Raw genomic sequence first — 15,593 nt, 5'->3', positions numbered from 1 at the left:
ATCCCGCCTCCCGGCACCCGCACGGCGGACCACCGGCCTCGCCGTGCGGGTGCGCATCCGTCCGGAGGAACTTGCCCCGCGGTGCCGCCCGGGTCCTTCCCGGGCCACCGTCCGGCGACGATGCTGAGGCCGTATGGACATCCTCCTCGTCGCCAGCGCCTTCAACAGCCTGTGCCAGCGCGTCCACGTCGAGCTCGCCGACCGGGGCCACCGCGTGGAGGTGGTGCTGGCCTCGCACGGGGACGACGCGGTGCGCGAGGCCGTCCGGGACACCGCTTGCGAGCTGATCGTCGCGCCGATGCTGAAGACCGCCCTCCCCGAGGACGTGTGGCGGGAGCGCGCCTGCCTGATCGTGCACCCCGGCCCGCCCGGCGACCGGGGCCCGTCGTCCCTGGACTGGGCCGTCGACGAGGACGCCGGACGGTGGGCGGTGACCGTGCTCCAGGCCGAAGCGGGCATGGACGCCGGTGCCGTCTGGGCGTCGGTGCCGTTCACCGTGGAGCCCGTCGGCAAGAGCGACCTGTACCGGGGCGAGGTCTCCGACGCCGCGGTGACCGCCGTCCTGCTGGCGGTGGAACGCTACGCCGGCGGCTCGTACAAACCGCGCCCGCAGAGCGACCCCGCGATCTCCGTGACCTGGCGCGACTTCTTCCGGCAGGAACGGCGCCGCATCGACTGGTGCTACGACGACACCGCCACCGTGCTGCGCAAACTGCGCTGCGCCGACTCCCAGCCGGGCGTCCTCGACGACCTCCTCGGGCACGAGGTCTTCCTGCACGGCGGCCACCCCGAGGACGAGCTGCGGGGCCGCCCCGGCGAGCTGCTCGCCACCCGGAACGGCGGCGTCTGCCGGGCCACCCGGGACGGCGCGGTGTGGATCCCGGAACTCCGCCCCCGCCGCGGCTCCGGCGACCCCGCGCCCTTCCGGCGCCCGGCGGCCGACGTGCTCGGCGACCGGCTGCCCGGCGTACCGGAGGTGCCCGCCCCCCTGGAGCCGCTCCCGGGCAGGCACACCTGGAGCGACATCCGCTACCACCGGCACGGCGACGTCGGCCACCTGGCCTTCTCCTTCCCGGGCGGCGCGATGAGCACCTCCCAGTGCCGCCGCCTCCTCGCCGCCTACCGGCACGCCCTGACCCGGCCCACCTCCGTCCTCGTCCTCGGCGGGGTGCGCGACTTCTTCTCCAACGGCATCCACCTCGGCGTCATCGAGGCCGCCGCCGACCCGGCGGAGGAGTCGTGGGCCAACCTGGACGCCATGAACGATCTGGTCGAGGCGGTGCTGCGGACCACGGACCGCCTGGTGGTCGCCGCGCTCGGCGGCAACGCGGCGGCGGGCGGGGTGATGCTGGCGCTGGCGGCGGACGAGGTCTGGTGCCGCTCCGGCGCCGTCCTGAACCCGCACTACCGGCGGATGGGCCTGTACGGCTCGGAGTACTGGACGTACAGCCTGCCCCGGCGCGTCGGCGAGACCGCGGCCGAGCGGCTGACCCGCGAGGCGCTGCCGGTGAGCGCCGCCACGGCCGTCCGGCTGGGCCTGGCCGACCGGGTGGTGACCGCCGCCCCGGGTGCGTTTCCCGAGCGGGTGCGCCGGCTCGCCGCCGCCCTCGCCGCGACACCGGACGTACGGGAGCGGATCGCGGGCAAGACGGCGGCACGGGCCCGGGACGAGGAACGGCGGCCGCTCGCCGCGTACCGGGAGGAGGAGCTCACCCGTATGCGCCGCGTCTTCTTCGACCCGGGGGCGCCGTACCACGCCCTGCGCTCCGCGTTCGTCCGCAAGCAGCCGAGCGGCTCGCCCCGGCCGCTGTCGCCCGCCCCGGCACCGCTCGGGGAGGCCCGATGACGGCTCCGCGCCTGCTGGTCGCCGGCATCGGGAACATCTTCCTCGCCGACGACGCCTTCGGACCCGAGGTGATCAAGGCCCTGGCCGGGCGGCCCCTGCCCGCGGAGGTCCATGTGCGGGACTTCGGTATCCGCGGCATGGACCTCGCGTACCAGCTCCTCGACGGCTACGACGCCGCCGTCTTCGTCGACGCCGCCCCGCGCGGCCTGGCACCGGGCACGTTGTCGTTGATCGAGCCCGATCTCCCCGACGCCGCGGACACCGCCCGGCACGTCCCCGAGGCGCACGGCATGGACCCGGTGAAGGTCCTGGCGCTGGCCGCGCACCTCGGGGAGGGCGCGCTGCCCCGCGTCGTCGTCCTCGCGTGCGAGCCCGAGGCGGTGCCGAGCACTGACGACCCGGACGTCACCGTCGGCCTGAGCACGCCTGTGCGCGACGCCGTCGAACGGGCCGTGCCGCTGCTCCACACGGTGGTGGAGCGGCTGCTGGCCGACGCCGGCGCCGCGCTCGCGGCCGGCTGACCCCGCGGGTCAGTGGGCGTGCCGCACGCCCGAGGAGGAACCGGCCATGCGCCAGATCCTGATCTCGCGCATCAGCCCGGGGAGCTCCCAGGCCAGCAGGGCCAGCGCCGCGCTCCCGACGAGCACCGCCTGTGCCGTCAGTACGCCTTTGGCCGTCACCGTCGTCCTGGTCCTTGTCGTCCTTGCCCTTGCCATCTCTGCTCCCTAAGCGCGCTCAGCCCGGCGGAATGTTCGGCATGATCTTCAGGATCGCCTGGTGCTTCTTCCAGTGGATGCCCGTGGACCGGCGCGCGTCGGCGGTGCCGTCCCCGTGATGCCCCGTCTGGTGCTCGTACGGGCCCTTGTTGCCCTGGTGGAGGCCGAAGACGTGGGTGGGTGTGTCGGGCTTCGCCTGCGCTCTCCCGACCCGGATGCTGCCCATGGTGTCCTCCTTACGGTTGTGCGGCCAGCTCGGTGAAGAACCGCTCCAGTACCGGCCAAATCGTCTCTCCGCCGGACATTCCCTGCCACTCCTGGCGTACCAGCCCGACGATCCGGAAGCAGTCGTCGACCGGCACGATCCAGTGGTGGTCGAGGCCGCGGGCGGTGTTCACCAGCAGCGCCTCGACCTCGGGCGCCAGGCCGGCCAGCGGCGGACAGCCGGCCACGACCTTCCGCCAGGCGTCCGCGTCCACCTCCCAGCGGGTGGCGCCCGCCGGGCTCGGGTAGTGCGCGAGGACCGTGCCGTCCGGGCGGGCCACGAAGAAGGCCAGCCCGACGGGCACGCCCAGCGGTCCGGTGTCCACCGGGGGCAGCCGGAGCCGGCGCAGCGGGATCAGCCGGTAGCGCCCGTCGCCCTCCTCGCCCTCGGTGAACAGCAGCGCACAGGGCCGGCAGGCGCACAGCACCTCTTCCCGTACGCCGTCGTGGAGGTGGCGGTGGTCGTCCGGCACCGGGGCCGCGCACAGGTCGCACAGTTCCTCGGCCGCCGTCCGCCGGGCGGCGGCCGAGCGGATGACCCGCCCCAGCGCGCCGCCGGTCACGGTGCCACCCGCGGCTGCCGGGCGCGGTGGGTGAGGGTGTCCAGCGGTACGAACGCGGGGGCGGGGGCGTCCCGCACCTGCTCCACCGCCTCGAGCTCGGGGGCCACCCCGAGGACCGCCTCCCGGACCGCGTCCAGGATCCCGGCGGACGACGAGCCGCAGCCCCTGACCGTCAGGCGGACCCGGACCACCGCCCCGTCGATGCCGACCAGTTCGAGGTCGCCGCCCCGCTCGCGCAGTTCCCCGCGCAGTCGCTCCACCTGCCGGGCCACCCGGGCCCGAACCGGTTCCGGGTGGATGCCGTGCAGGACCATCAGGTGGGCGAGGAGTTCGTCCTCGGCCAGTGCCCCGGACAGCCGGGCGTCCGCGCGGTCCAGGACCCTGGCCAGCGCCTCGCCGTAGACCTCGGCCAGCGCCCGGACCGCCTCCAGGGCCTCCCGGGCGGTCGGGCCCGGGGTCTCCTCCAGATGGTCCAGCAGACCGTCGAGGCGGGCCAGCCGCGCGGCGAGGGTCGCCTCGTCGAGCCGGGTGCCGTCAGCCATGGCCGGCGGCACCGTACGTCGGCGAGTGCAGCGTGGTCAGCGTCTTGCCCTTGCCCACGTACATGTGCACACCGCACGGCAGACAGGGGTCGAAGCTGCGCACGGTGCGCATGATGTCGACGCCCTTGAAGTCGTCGGGGCCGTTCTCCTCGAAGATCGGCTGTCCCTGTACGGCGTCCTCGTACGGGCCGGGGGTGCCGTAGATGTCCCGGGGGCTGGCGTTCCACGGGGTGGGCGGGTACGGGTGGTAGTTGGCGATCTTCTTGTCCCTGATCACCAGGTGGTGGGAGAGCACCCCGCGCACCGCCTCGTGGAAGCCGCAGCCGATCGCCTCGTCCGGCACCTCGAAGTTCTCGAAGATCTTGGTGTCGCCGGCCCGGAGCAGCCCCATCGACTCCTCCAGGAACTGAAGGGCCATGGCGGCGGCGTAGGCGATGAAGTACGGCCGGGCGCGGTCCCGTTCGATGGTGTTGCTCCACTTGGGGATGCGCCACTCCAGCGTCGTCTCGGGCAGGCTCTCGCCCTTGGGCAGCGAGATGCGCACGCTGCTGCCGGTGGCCTTGACGTACGGGGTGTCGACGATGCCGCTCAGCGCGGTCGACCACAGCCGGGCCAGCGGGCCGCCGCCGGTGTCCAGGGCGAGGTGGTCGCCGGTGCGCTGGTCGTACCAGCGCGGGCTCATCACCCAGCTGTACTTCTCGGCGAAGTCACGTTTCTGCGGTACCGGGACGGTCGTCTGGTTCCACGGGTGGCGCATGTCGACCGGGTTCCCGAGCGGGTCGTGGGTGACGAACGGCTGCTCGTTGACCCAGTCCTCGTAATACGAGCTGCCGAGCATGATCCGCATGCCGAGGTTGATGTCGATCAGGTTGTTGGTGACCAGTTTGCCGTCGACGATCACGCCTGGGGTGACGTACATCGCCTTGCCCCACTGGTTCATCGTCTCGTAGCGGTAGTCGACGACGTCCGGGTTCTGCCAGGCGCCCCAGCAGCCGAGCAGGATGCGGCGCCTGCCGACCTCCTCGTAGCCCGGCAGCGCCTCGTAGAAGAAGTCGAAGACGTCGTCGTTCATCGCGACGGCCTTCTTCACGAAGTCGATGACCCGCATCAGCCGGCTGAGGTAGTCGGTGAAGGTGTTCGGCTGGGGCATCGTGCCCACGCCGCCCGGGTACAGCGTCGACGGGTGGACGTGCCGCCCCTCCATCAGGCAGAACATCTCCCGGGTGACCCGGCTGACCTTCAGCGCCTCCTTGTAGACCTCGCCCTCGAACGGGTTGAAGGCCTTCATGATGTCGGCGATGGTGCGGTAGCCGTGGATGTCGCCGTGGGGCGCGTCGGTGCGCTCGGCACGGGCCAGCAGGCCGGGGTTGGTGGCCTTGACCATCGCCTCGCAGAAGTCCACGAACACCAGGTTGTCCTGGAAGATCGTGTGGTCGAACATGTACTCGGCGGCTTCGCCGAGGTTCGTGATGTAGTCGGCCAGCCGCGGCGGCTTGACGCCGTAGGCCATCTGCTGGGCGTAGTTCGAGCAGGTGGTGTGGTTGTCGCCGCAGATCCCGCAGATGCGCGAGGTGATGAAGCCGGCGTCGCGCGGGTCCTTGCCCTTCATGAACACCGAGTAGCCGCGGAACAGCGACGAGGTGCTGTGGCATTCGACGACTTCCCGGTTGGCGAAGTCGATCTTCGTGTAGATGCCCAGGTTGCCGATGATCCGGGTGATCGGATCCCAGGACATGTCCACGAGCTGGGCGGGCTTGCGCCCCGTGGACCGGGCCTCGGTTGTCGTCATCTGGCTTGCTGCCCCTCGCTGTTCGGGTTCCGTCGGTGAGTGGTGGTCCCCCCCATCCCCCCGCGTGCCGCCGTGTCAGGCGCGCCAGTGCGGGTCGTAACCGCTGGTGAGCTTGCGCTTGTTGTGCCGCCACTTGGGCTCGTGGTTCACGATGTCGTTGGTCAGGCCGCGCAGCCGGCGCACGACCGCCCCGTACGGCTTGACGACCAGCGACGACAGCGTCGCGCCGGGAGGTTCGTCCATGAACGGCATGAACGCGTCGGGGAAGCCGGGCATCGTGCAGCCGATGCAGATGCCGCCGACGTTCGGGCAGCCGCCGATGCCGGCCATCCAGCCGCGCTTGGGCACGTTGCAGTTGACGACCGGGCCCCAGCAGCCCGTCTTCACCAGGCACTTGGGGGAGTTGTAGTCCTTGGCGAAGCTGGCCTGCTCGTAGTACGAGCCCCGGTCGCAGCCCTCGTGCACGGTCTTGCCGAACAGCCACTGCGGGCGCAGCATGTGGTCCAGCGGCGGCGGGGGAGCGGCCCCGGCCGCGTGCTGGAGCACCCAGATCAGGGTCTCCATGAAGTTCTCGGGCTGGATGGGGCAGCCGGGCACGTTGACGACGGGCAGACCGCCCTGCGACACGAAGTCCCAGCCGAGGTAGTCCGCGAGGCCCATCGAGCCGGTGGGGTTGCCCGCCATCGCGTGGATGCCGCCGTAGGTGGCGCAGGTGCCGGCGGCCACCACCGCCCAGGCCTTCGGTGCCAGTTCGTCGATCCACCAGTTCAGGGGCAGCGGCTGGCCGGTGTCCGGGTCGTTGCCGAACGACGTCCAGTAGCCGTCGCCCTTGATGATGTTCTGGTTCGGGATCGAGCCCTCGATGACGAGCATGAACGGGGCCAGCTCGCCGCGCGCCGCCGCCCGGTACGGAGCGAGGAAGTCCTCGCCGCCCAGGCTCGGTGACAGCACCTTGTTGACCAGGTTCACCTTCGGCAGACCGGGGATCAGGCCGAGCACCACGTCCTCGATGGAGGGCTGGTCGGCGGCGGTGAGCGAGACGGTGTCGCCGTCGCAGCTCATGCCCTCGGAGATCCACAGGATGGTGATCTCGTCGAAGCCCTCGCGCCGTTCGGACCGGCTGGGGTCCTGGCTGACTTCGGTGGTGCCGCTTTGGGTGGTCATGTCCTCGGCCTCCGCTGCAATCGGTCCCTGAGTCGGTCGAACGCCGCGGCCACCGGCCCGGCGAAGGTGAGCGCGGGTGGATGGTCCGGCGCGTGGGGGTGGGGGCGGGTCGGTACGTCCTGCCTGGCTCTCGCCAGCAGCCGCCCGAGGTCGTCGAGTTCCTGCCGGGGGACACAGGCGCGCAGCCGGGGCATGAACACTTCCTCCTCCTCGCGCACGTGCTCCTCGACCTCGCGGCGCAGCCGGGCGACGAGTTCGTCCGTGCGCTCGTCGCCTTCGGCGAGCCGGTCCAGGGCGAGCAGCGACTCCTTGACCGCCATGTGCTCGCCGAGGTGCTCGTCGATCTCGCGTCCGCCGTCGGCGAAGACCTTCCTCGCCAGCGGGTAGACGTACATCTCCTCCAGGGCGGCGTGCCGGGACAGTTCCCGCACGAGCAGTTCGACGACACCGCGCCGCTGCCGGTCCGAGGCGGCCGAGTGGTAGTCGCGGAACAACTGTTCCACCCTGCGGTGGTCGTGGGTCAGCAGCTCAAGGGCGTCCATCGGGCGCTCCCTCGTCGACGGCGGCGGCCAGTGGCTGAAGTTCGTGCGGGCGGAAGTAGAGGTAGCGGCCGTACCAGGCGTTGAGCTCCGCGGCCGGATCGTCGTCGAGCGTGACGGCCAGGTGCGTACTGCCGTCCACGTCGTGGAACACGGCCGCCACGCGGGCGGTGCGGCCGGCCAGGAACATGTCCTGCGCGTCCGCTCCCCGCCCGGCCGGACGCAGCCGCACGGTGCTGCCGGCCGCGACGGGCACGCCGTCCACGGTCACGCTGTCGGTCGTGGGCGACAGACCCTCCTCGCCTCCCTCCTGCCACCAGGGGACCACTCCACGCGGCCCGGCGGCCACCGGCGCTACGCCGAACGGGTCTTCGCCCCCTCGGCCCCCCGCCCCGGCGGGACGGGTGGGAGCGGGGTCGGGTCGATCGGCGCCGGGCTCGGGGGTGCCGGCCGGGGTGACGCAGTGATGGGCCGTGTCCGAACGGGTGGGGTCGGCCGATGGCGGAGCGGCGGCTGTTGTGGTGGGGGCCGTCGGCCGGAGGGAGCGGATCGCGCCGTGCAGGCGGGCGAACATCTCCGGTGGCATGTTCTCGACCCGGTCGAGGATGTCCGCGGCCCGCGGGTCGGTGGCGCGGGCCTCGCGCTTCTCGTCGTCCGTCAGCAGCAGTGTGCGCAGGCTCAGGATCTCGTCGATCTCGGCGGCGTCGTGCAGGTCGCCCGGGCTCTCGGGGGCCACCTGCGGATGGTCCGGCAGGATGATCGGCGAGGACAGGACGGTGTCGCCGCGGCCCGGTTCGCCGCCCAGGACGGGGAAGGTGAACAGGTTCCGGCAGCCGCGGGCGTGCTCCTCGTCCGCCTCGGGCGGCTCGATCAGGGATCCGAACTCGACGCCGGTGCCGCAGAGCAGGGTGTGGGTGGCCATGAGGGCGTACCGCAGCGCCTCGGCGCGGGGCACGCCGGCACCGCCGGGCAAGGACCCGGTGTTCTCGGTGCGCACCCGCAGCCGGTACAGCGCGCTGCCGTCGCCGTCGTCCCGGACGAGCTCGGCCCGGACGGTCGTCACGGCGTGGACCGGGTCCCGGCGGCGCACCACCCGGCCCGCCCCGCCGCCCAGTTGCTCCGTCCCCGCACCGCCGGGCGACCCCACCGTCGTGCGGTGGGGGCCCTGGAGGAGCCGGGCCAGCGGGATGTCGATCTCCGCCTCGCGGGGAACCGCCTCGTCGAAGGTCAGATGGACCTCCGCCCCGGTCCGAAGCGTCTCCACCGGCCGGTGGAGGCCGTCGCCGGTGGACTGCTCCACCTGCTTGCGCTGGAGCTGGAGGTAACGCACCGTCACCCGCAGCCGGGCGTCGCCGGACGCCCGCAGCAGGCACTCGGTCTGCTGGTACCAGGAGTCCACCGAGCCGGACACACCCGGCGGCACCGGCCCGTCCGCCTCGGCCCACTCGCGCGGGGTGAGGACGCCGAACTGCCATCGCACCCGGTTCTTGGGGGATGACCGGCGGTACGGATAAAGAAGGTAGCCCTCGTAGAGCACGGCGTCGGCGACCGTGCGCAGCCGCTGGAGCGCCTCGTCACGTGATGCGAGCGCAGCGCATCCGCTCCGAGCGGTACCGTCCACCATCCTGTCTCCTGTCACGCCGGCCATCCCTTCCACCAGCGTCACACCGCTCACACCGGTCGGCCTCCTGTGGCCCACCGAGTTGGTCCACTCGGGGGACCGCCACCGCGCGGCCCCCTCGTCCGCCGGGCCGCGCGTCCGGCCCAGGCGGGACTCAGCGCCGTACCCCCCGCCCGCGCGGCGCCCGGACGGGGCCGTCGGCCGGGGTGTGCGCAGGCGGCCGGCGGGTGGCCGCCCGGGGAGACGATGTCAGCCGCGCGGGCGGCGGTGGATGGCCGTCCGCCATGCCGCGAGCAGCAGCGCCGCCAGTTCGGCCGCCGCCTCGGGAGACACGTGCCCGAGGGTGATGAGCAGCCAGCCGGTGACGACGATCGCGAGGAAGTCCGACCGGCCGTCGTCGGCGGCCGGGCCCTGAGCCGGACGCGGGTGGTTCGACATCTCGGTTCCTTTCCTGAAGCGGTACCGCCGTGGTGCGGCATCTGGGGACACGGTTGCTCAGGAACACGGCAAGCAGCGTCAGTTGGCGGTTGTCGCCGTCAATAGCTGCTAGTCATCGGTCCGTTGACAAATCTCGCATTCTGATTGACATGCGTACGGCCTGTGCAGGAATGTCGTTTGACGGTCCTTGACGAGCGGGCTCCCTGCCGTTGCTCGGTACGGTGGTGGGGAGGGACGCGTGAGCGTGAACGGCGGCTTTCTGTCGGAGTCCCACCGTGCGCTCGTGGAAGCCATGAACACGCTCTACAACAGCGCGGGACGGCCCGCTCTGCGCAAGGTCAGCCGGGAAGTCACGGCGAAGCGCCCCGAGGAAGGCGTGAGTCATGAGTGCTTCCGCTGGATGCTGTCGGGGGAACGCCTGCCCAAGTGGGCGAAGTGGGAGCCCGTCGTGCGGCACCTGTCGGCCGTAGCCGGCGAGCGGCTGGACGTCGACGGGGAGGTACGGCGGTTCCAGGTCCTCTGGTACAGCGCCTATGCCGACGATGCCCGCCCGTCACCGGGAGCGGCGTCTGCCGGTGCGGCGGACGCGGAGAGCGTCTCGGTCCTGCGGTCACGCCAGGAGACCGTGGCCGAGGAACAGCTCGCTCGGGAGCGTGCCGCCGAAGAGGCGCTCGGCCGGGCCTACGCCGCCGCGCACGAGGAGGCCCAGAGAATCCATGCCGCCGCCCGCGCCGAGGCCGCGGAAATCGTCGCCAGGGCGCGGGCCGAGGCCGAGGCCGTACGGTCGTTCCCGGCTCGCGGTGTCGGCCCCGGACGGGAGGACCTGTCGCACTGCCTCGCCGGTCTCGCGGCGTTGGCCCTGTTCGGCGCTCTGGTGGGGGTGATGGTGGGGGCGCTGGACCACGGCATCCTCGCCCCGACCGTCAAGACCCAGTGGTACGGATTCGTCTGCGTGGTGACGGGACCCGTGGTCGGACTGTTCGCCGGAGCCGCCATCGGTGGCATGGCCGGTACCGGCCTGGAGCGTCTGCTGGCCGACGACGACGTCCTGCTGACCTTCGTCGCGTGCGGCGGGTTGGTCGGTCTGGCAGTCAGTGTCGTAACCGTCCAGGGGCCGTCGAGTGGATTGTGGTTACCGGTGCTGGCGGCGGGGGCGGGCTGCGTCTTCGGAGGCGCGGCAGGTTTGATCGTGTCCGGTGGCCGACTCGTGGGAAGAGACCGGGAGGCCGTGACGGACCGGCGGGAGGAGCTTCTTGACTGAGAGCCGCGGCGCCGTGCTGCCCTTCTACATCGCCGTCGACGAATCGGCCTCCATGACCCCCTACCTCGGCGACCTCAACGAGTCTCTGCGGGCCCTGCACCACGTGCTTCTCGGTGAGCCGATGGCAGCGTCCAAGGTCCGCATCTGCGTCATCGGCTTCTCGGACGACGCCGTCGAGCGCCTCCCGCTCAGCGACCCGCGCGGGCTGGACCGGATGCCGGCGCTCTCATCGCGCGCCCACACGAGTTACGGCGCGGTCTTCGGCTGGCTCGTGGACCGGATCCCGCTCGACGTGGCGCGGCTGAAGGCGGAGGGGTACCTGGTCCACCGGCCGGCCGTCTTCTTCATGACCGACGGTCAACCCAACGACGACTGGAAGCCACTGTGGATCCGGCTCACCGACCGTGGAGTGACGCCGGCCGCCCCCAACATCATCGCCTGCGGCATCGGAACCGCGGACGCGTCGACCATCGCGGCCGTGGCCACGGCACCGCAGTTCGCGTTCGTCTCCCAGGCGGTTCTGGAACTGAACACGGCCGTGGCCGCCTTCTTCTCGTCGCTGACGCACAGCGTCGTGGCGTCGGGATACAGCCTCGGCAGCGCCTCTCCAGAGCTGATCGTGGACAAACCGGAGGGCTTCACACTGGCCATCGACGTGATCTGATCGCATTACAGGCGGAGGGCGGAGAAAGGGGAGCCGATGACGGGAACGGAGCCCGGTGTGTCCTGCGAGACGGTCGTCGTCGGCCGTCCCATCGACGCGTTCGAACCCCTGCCTCCGTCCGCTTCGCTGTACCGGCCCGACACGGTTTGCGACGGCTGGTCGACCGCCGCGGCCACCGTGAGGGCCGCCTCCGTACGTGGCTACCGGCACAGGTTCGAAGGGCGGCCCCGCGAGGACGACTTCGCGCTGGCAGTGCACGAAGCCACCGGAACCGTCGTCTTCGCCGTCGCAGACGGTGTGTCGGCGGCCTGGCAGCCGCACGTGGGGGCCGCTCTGGCATGCCGGACCTCCGTCGACGACGTGCTGGCCCAACTGAACGCAGGCGCCGAGGAGATCGACTGGCGCCGGACCTGCGGGGCAGCGGCCTGGCAGCTCGTCATGCGCATCACAGGTGGAGCCGAGCCGGGCCCCACGTCCCGGCAGGAAGCGGAACGGCAGCTGGCCACCACCCTGGTGTGCGGTGTCGTACGTCCGGTCTCCGACGGGTCGCTGGCGCTGGCGCTGACGCGGATCGGTGATTCCGGGGCCTGGATTCTGCGGGACGGGCGCTACTCGCCGCTCTTCGAGGACCCTGAGGTGGCTGCGGACGAGCCGGAGTCCTGCGCCGTCACGCCGCTGCCCAGGGTTCCCGCAGAACTCGTGCCGGTGTCGGTCCTCGTGCCGCCAGACGCGGCGCTGCTGATCGGCACGGACGGGTTCGGTGACGCTCTCGGGGACGGCAGCGGCTCGGTCGGGGACCTGTTCGCCCGGCTCCTGCGCAACCCGCCCGCTCCCGTGGTGCTCGGCCATGTCCTGGACTTCTCGAGGGAGAACTTCGACGACGACCGTACGCTGGTGGCCGTCTGGCCCCGTCTCGCGGGGGAGGTCCACCGATGACGGGGGAGACGGCTGTCGTCCGCTGGGACAGCCGGCGTCTCGCCCTGCGTGAGGTCCTCGGACGCGGCGGTCAGGGCGTCGTCCACGCCGTGCCCGACGTGAAGATCGACGGCGTGTGGCCGGCCGTCTGCAAGAGGTACGCTCCTGGCCTGGTGGACCAGGTGGACGAGGCGGCGCTCGAAGCCATGGTGTCGTTCCCGCACAGTCTCGCTCCCGAGCCGCGGGCCTGGCTGGGGGACCACGCGGCCTGGCCCGCCGCCCTGCTCGTGGAGGAGGGACGGACCAGCGGGTTTCTGATGAGGCGGGTGCCCGAACAGTTCTACCTGAAGCTCAGGGTGGACGCCGGCCCGGCCAGGGTCGCAGGTTTCGAGTATCTGCTCAACCCACCCGCGTACCTTCAGCGGATCGGCCTCGCCGTGTCGTCGGCGCAGCGGCTCACGCTGCTGGCCGAGCTCGCGGACACCCTGCGGCGGCTGCACGCCATGGAAGTGACCGTCGGCGACCTGTCGCCGAAAAACGTCCTCTTCACGCTCGAGCCGCGGCCCGCCTGCTTCATCATCGACTGCGACACCATGCGGTTGCGGGGGAGGGACGTGCTTCGCCAGATCGAGACGCCGGGCTGGGAGTTGCCGTCCAGGGCGGAGACGGGGACGTCGGCCGGTGACGTCTACAAGTTCGGCCTGTTGGTCGTCCGGGCCCTGTCGGGTTCCCAGGACTCGTACGACCTCGGTGGTGTCCGCGCGGTGAGCCGGGAGCTGGCCACCCTTGCCCAGCGCACCATGTCCGCGGATCCATCGCGCAGGCCGTCGCTCGAGGAGTGGGCACGTGCGCTGGCCGGCGCTCGCCGCCACACGGTCACGAGGTCGGAGGCGCACCCGCCCGACGAGAGACCGCGACCGGTGTCCGCCGGCCCGGTCCCCGCGCCGATGCGGCCCAGCAACCGCCGGAGGCGCTTGGCTGCCCTCCTGTCCGCCACCGTCCTGCTCGTGCTCCTGCTGATCGCCGTGGCCGTCCTGATGACCTGAGGGCTGGCTAGGCTGGCCGTGTGACAGACAGCAGCCGGCGGCCGCTCGCCGTGTTCGATCTCGACAACACCCTCGCCGACACGGCGCACCGGCAGCGGTTCCTGGAGCGCAAACCGCGGGACTGGGACGCCTTCTTCGCCGCCGCGCCCGCGGACCCGCCGCTCGCCGAGGGCGTGGCGCTGGCGCGTGGCAGTGCCGAGGAGTGCGAGGTCGTCTATCTCACCGGGCGGCCCGAGCGCTGCCGGCGGGACACGCTCGACTGGCTCGCCGCGCACGGTCTGCCCGAGGGGCGCGTGTTCATGCGGCGCGACGCCGACCGCAGGCCCGCCCGTCGCACCAAGCTGGAGATCCTGCGCCGGCTGGCCCGGGACCGGGAGGTCCGGGTCCTGGTGGACGACGACGAACTGGTGTGCGGCGACGCCGAACGGGCCGGGTTCACCGTCGTACGGGCCCGCTGGGCCCAGCCGTCAGCCGCGCTGGCCGACGCCCAGGAGCGGGAGGGGCGGACCTGAGGAGGGCCGGGCCGGTCACCCCTCGTCCTCGAGGCGGAAGCCCACCTTCAGCCCGACCTGCCAGTGACCGATCTCGCCGTTCTCGATCTGCCCCCTGACCTGGGTCACCTCGAACCAGTCGAGGTTGCGCAGGGTCTGGTTGGCGCGCGCGATGCCGTTGCGGATGGCCTGGTCGACGCCTTCGGGGGAGGTGCCGACGATCTCGGTGACCCGGTAGGTGTGGTTCGACATGGCGGGTGCTCCTCTCCTTGGTGACAGGTGTGCCACGCGTCACTCCACCGTGCCGTATGCGGAGGTGGATTGCGAGGCGTCCGGCCGTAACCCCGGGTAGGCCTTGACCTCCGTATTGGTCCATACCAAAATCCACCACGCCCGTACGAGCGCCCGTGCTCGTCCCCCACGTCGGGCCCCCTCCCCTGTCCGCCAGACAGAACAGGACCCCTCGTGCGACGTCGACTCCTCGCCCTCGTCTGTGTCTCCGCCGCCCTCGCGGCCGGCTGCGGTGTCCTGCCGGGCGGCAGCGAACGGCACACCGTCACCGTGTGGCTGATGAAGGACAGCGCGTCCAAGGACTTCCTGCGCCGCTTCACCGAGGACTTCGAGCGCACCCACGGCGACATCCGTCTCGACATCCGCATCCGGGAATGGACCGGCATCGTCGACAAGGTGCAGAGCGCGCTCAGGAGCGACGCCGAGGACGGCCCCGACGTCATCGAGGTCGGCAACACCCAGGTCCCGCGCTACGTCGAGGGCGACCGCCTCACCGACCTCACACTGGAGTCGGTGCGCGACTGGGACAAGGAGCACTGGCTGCCCGGTCTGACCGAACCCGGGCACCAGGGGACCCAGCAGTACGGCATCCCCTGGTACGCCGCCAACCGCGTCGTCATCTACCGCAAGGACCTCTTCGAGCGGGCCGGCATCACCGCTTCGCCGAAGACCCGTGAGGAGTGGCTCGCCGACACGGAGAAGCTCGACTCCGGGGGCAACCAGGGCATCTACCTGGCGGGACAGGACTGGTACACGCTCGCCGGATTCATCTGGGACGAGGGCGGCGACCTGGCCGAGGAGAAGGGCTTCCGCTGGAAGGGCGCCCTGGACACCCCGGCGGCGCTGCGCGGCATGGACTTCTACCGCAGGCTCCAGGCGCTCGGCAGGGGACCGGTCGGCGCCGACGAGGAACACCCGCCCCAGGCGGGCGTGTTCGCGGGCGGCAAGGTGGCGCAGATCGTGGCCGTCCCGGGGCTCGCGCAGGCGATCGTGCAGCAGAACCCCCGACTCAAGGACGAACTGGGCTACTTCCCGGTGCCCGGGAAGACGGCGAGCCGGCCCGGCACCGTGTTCACGGGCGGCTCCGACCTCATCGTGCCCCGCAAGACCGACCAGCCGGACCGCGCCGTCGAGGTCGTCGCGGCCCTCACCGGCGCCAAGTGGGACACCGAACTGGCCCGCACCATGAACTACGTGCCCAACAGGACGACCCTGGCGAAGGCGGTGGCGGGCGAGGAGGGGGTCGCCGCCATGGCGGCGGGCGCCGCGCACGGGCGGGCGACCCCCAGCACCCCTCAGTGGACCGCGGTCGAGACCGACAACCCGATCAAGGAGTACATGAGCAAGGTGCTCGGCGGTGCCGACCCGGCGACCGAGGCCCGCCGCGCCTCCCGCCGGATCACCGGCGAACTCGCGCCCGACCTGAACTGAGGCGGATGGCGC

18 protein-coding genes are annotated in these 15,593 nt (G+C 71.9%); 8 read left to right on the top strand and 10 right to left on the bottom strand.

The genetic code is table 11. The features are described 5' to 3' along the window. Window positions 1-133: 133 nt before the first annotated feature. Both ACFY01_RS02025 and ACFY01_RS02020 read left to right on the top strand, forming a co-directional pair. Window positions 134-1,846 carry a hydrogenase maturation protein gene (locus ACFY01_RS02025; RefSeq protein ID WP_390733676.1) on the top strand — a complete coding sequence of 571 codons (1,713 nt, stop codon included), beginning with the start codon at window positions 134-136 and terminating at the stop codon, window positions 1,844-1,846. After that, a complete protein-coding gene (locus tag ACFY01_RS02020) occupies window positions 1,843-2,367 on the top strand; it encodes a hydrogenase maturation protease (protein ID WP_390733675.1) in 525 nt (174 codons plus the stop codon). Before ACFY01_RS02025 ends, ACFY01_RS02020 begins: the two co-directional genes overlap by 4 nt. A 9-nt stretch (window positions 2,368-2,376) precedes the next feature. Here ACFY01_RS02020 and ACFY01_RS02015 read toward each other — a convergent pair whose 3' ends face one another. The 9 genes from ACFY01_RS02015 to ACFY01_RS01975 form a co-directional block, all read right to left on the bottom strand. Further along, window positions 2,377-2,562: a hypothetical protein gene (locus ACFY01_RS02015; protein ID WP_390733674.1), complete on the bottom strand. Its 186-nt coding sequence runs from the start codon at window positions 2,560-2,562 to the stop codon at window positions 2,377-2,379. A 19-nt stretch (window positions 2,563-2,581) separates the two neighbouring features. After that, entirely contained in the window at window positions 2,582-2,788 is a 207-nt protein-coding gene (locus tag ACFY01_RS02010; protein ID WP_390733673.1) for a hypothetical protein, read from the bottom strand. 10 nt (window positions 2,789-2,798) lie between these two features. Continuing rightward, window positions 2,799-3,389, bottom strand: a complete 591-nt coding sequence (locus ACFY01_RS02005) for a DUF5947 family protein (protein WP_390733672.1) — start codon at window positions 3,387-3,389, stop codon at window positions 2,799-2,801. Continuing rightward, window positions 3,386-3,931: a NifU family protein gene (locus tag ACFY01_RS02000; RefSeq protein ID WP_390733671.1), complete on the bottom strand. Its 546-nt coding sequence runs from the start codon at window positions 3,929-3,931 to the stop codon at window positions 3,386-3,388. Before ACFY01_RS02000 ends, ACFY01_RS02005 begins: the two co-directional genes overlap by 4 nt. Next, window positions 3,924-5,720 (bottom strand): nickel-dependent hydrogenase large subunit, encoded by a 1,797-nt coding sequence (locus ACFY01_RS01995; protein ID WP_390733670.1) that lies wholly within the window; start codon window positions 5,718-5,720, stop codon window positions 3,924-3,926. Before ACFY01_RS01995 ends, ACFY01_RS02000 begins: the two co-directional genes overlap by 8 nt. 75 nt (window positions 5,721-5,795) lie before the next feature. Continuing rightward, window positions 5,796-6,884: a hydrogenase expression protein HypE gene (locus ACFY01_RS01990; protein ID WP_390733669.1), complete on the bottom strand. Its 1,089-nt coding sequence runs from the start codon at window positions 6,882-6,884 to the stop codon at window positions 5,796-5,798. Continuing rightward, complete coding sequence (locus ACFY01_RS01985) at window positions 6,881-7,426, bottom strand: hemerythrin domain-containing protein (RefSeq protein WP_390733668.1); 546 nt, start codon at window positions 7,424-7,426, stop codon at window positions 6,881-6,883. Before ACFY01_RS01985 ends, ACFY01_RS01990 begins: the two co-directional genes overlap by 4 nt. Continuing rightward, window positions 7,413-9,047 carry a hypothetical protein gene (locus ACFY01_RS01980; protein ID WP_390733667.1) on the bottom strand — a complete coding sequence of 545 codons (1,635 nt, stop codon included), beginning with the start codon at window positions 9,045-9,047 and terminating at the stop codon, window positions 7,413-7,415. Before ACFY01_RS01980 ends, ACFY01_RS01985 begins: the two co-directional genes overlap by 14 nt. A gap of 246 nt (window positions 9,048-9,293) precedes the next feature. Beyond that, window positions 9,294-9,482, bottom strand: a complete 189-nt coding sequence (locus tag ACFY01_RS01975) for a hypothetical protein (RefSeq protein ID WP_390733666.1) — start codon at window positions 9,480-9,482, stop codon at window positions 9,294-9,296. Between the two features lie 238 nt (window positions 9,483-9,720). Here ACFY01_RS01975 and ACFY01_RS01970 point away from each other — a divergent pair, with 238 nt between their 5' ends. From ACFY01_RS01970 to ACFY01_RS01950, 5 genes are read left to right on the top strand one after another with little or no spacing between them, the layout of a single operon-like run. Continuing rightward, window positions 9,721-10,743, top strand: a complete 1,023-nt coding sequence (locus ACFY01_RS01970; RefSeq protein WP_390733665.1) for a hypothetical protein — start codon at window positions 9,721-9,723, stop codon at window positions 10,741-10,743. Beyond that, complete coding sequence (locus tag ACFY01_RS01965; RefSeq protein ID WP_390733664.1) at window positions 10,736-11,407, top strand: hypothetical protein; 672 nt, start codon at window positions 10,736-10,738, stop codon at window positions 11,405-11,407. The genes ACFY01_RS01970 and ACFY01_RS01965 overlap by 8 nt, the downstream gene beginning before the upstream one ends. A gap of 36 nt (window positions 11,408-11,443) precedes the next feature. After that, window positions 11,444-12,343: a protein phosphatase 2C domain-containing protein gene (locus tag ACFY01_RS01960; protein WP_390733663.1), complete on the top strand. Its 900-nt coding sequence runs from the start codon at window positions 11,444-11,446 to the stop codon at window positions 12,341-12,343. Then, window positions 12,340-13,368 carry a hypothetical protein gene (locus tag ACFY01_RS01955; protein WP_390733662.1) on the top strand — a complete coding sequence of 343 codons (1,029 nt, stop codon included), beginning with the start codon at window positions 12,340-12,342 and terminating at the stop codon, window positions 13,366-13,368. The genes ACFY01_RS01960 and ACFY01_RS01955 overlap by 4 nt, the downstream gene beginning before the upstream one ends. Before the next feature lie 20 nt (window positions 13,369-13,388). Continuing rightward, window positions 13,389-13,880, top strand: coding sequence for a hypothetical protein (locus ACFY01_RS01950; RefSeq protein ID WP_390733661.1), 492 nt, complete (start codon window positions 13,389-13,391; stop codon window positions 13,878-13,880). A 15-nt stretch (window positions 13,881-13,895) separates the two neighbouring features. On the opposite strand, the gene ACFY01_RS01945 is transcribed toward ACFY01_RS01950, so the two are convergent. Continuing rightward, window positions 13,896-14,111, bottom strand: coding sequence for a dodecin (locus ACFY01_RS01945; RefSeq protein WP_390733660.1), 216 nt, complete (start codon window positions 14,109-14,111; stop codon window positions 13,896-13,898). 213 nt (window positions 14,112-14,324) lie between these two features. Between ACFY01_RS01945 and ACFY01_RS01940 the strand changes: the two genes are divergently transcribed. Next, window positions 14,325-15,581 carry an extracellular solute-binding protein gene (locus ACFY01_RS01940; protein ID WP_390733659.1) on the top strand — a complete coding sequence of 419 codons (1,257 nt, stop codon included), beginning with the start codon at window positions 14,325-14,327 and terminating at the stop codon, window positions 15,579-15,581. Window positions 15,582-15,593 lie beyond the last annotated feature (12 nt).

The sequence above is a fragment of the Streptomyces sp. NPDC001480 genome (assembly GCF_042894725.1).
Lineage (GTDB): Bacteria > Actinomycetota > Actinomycetes > Streptomycetales > Streptomycetaceae > Streptomyces.
The sequence above is the reverse complement of the archived record's forward strand: the minus strand, read 5'-3'. Positions and strand labels throughout refer to the sequence as shown.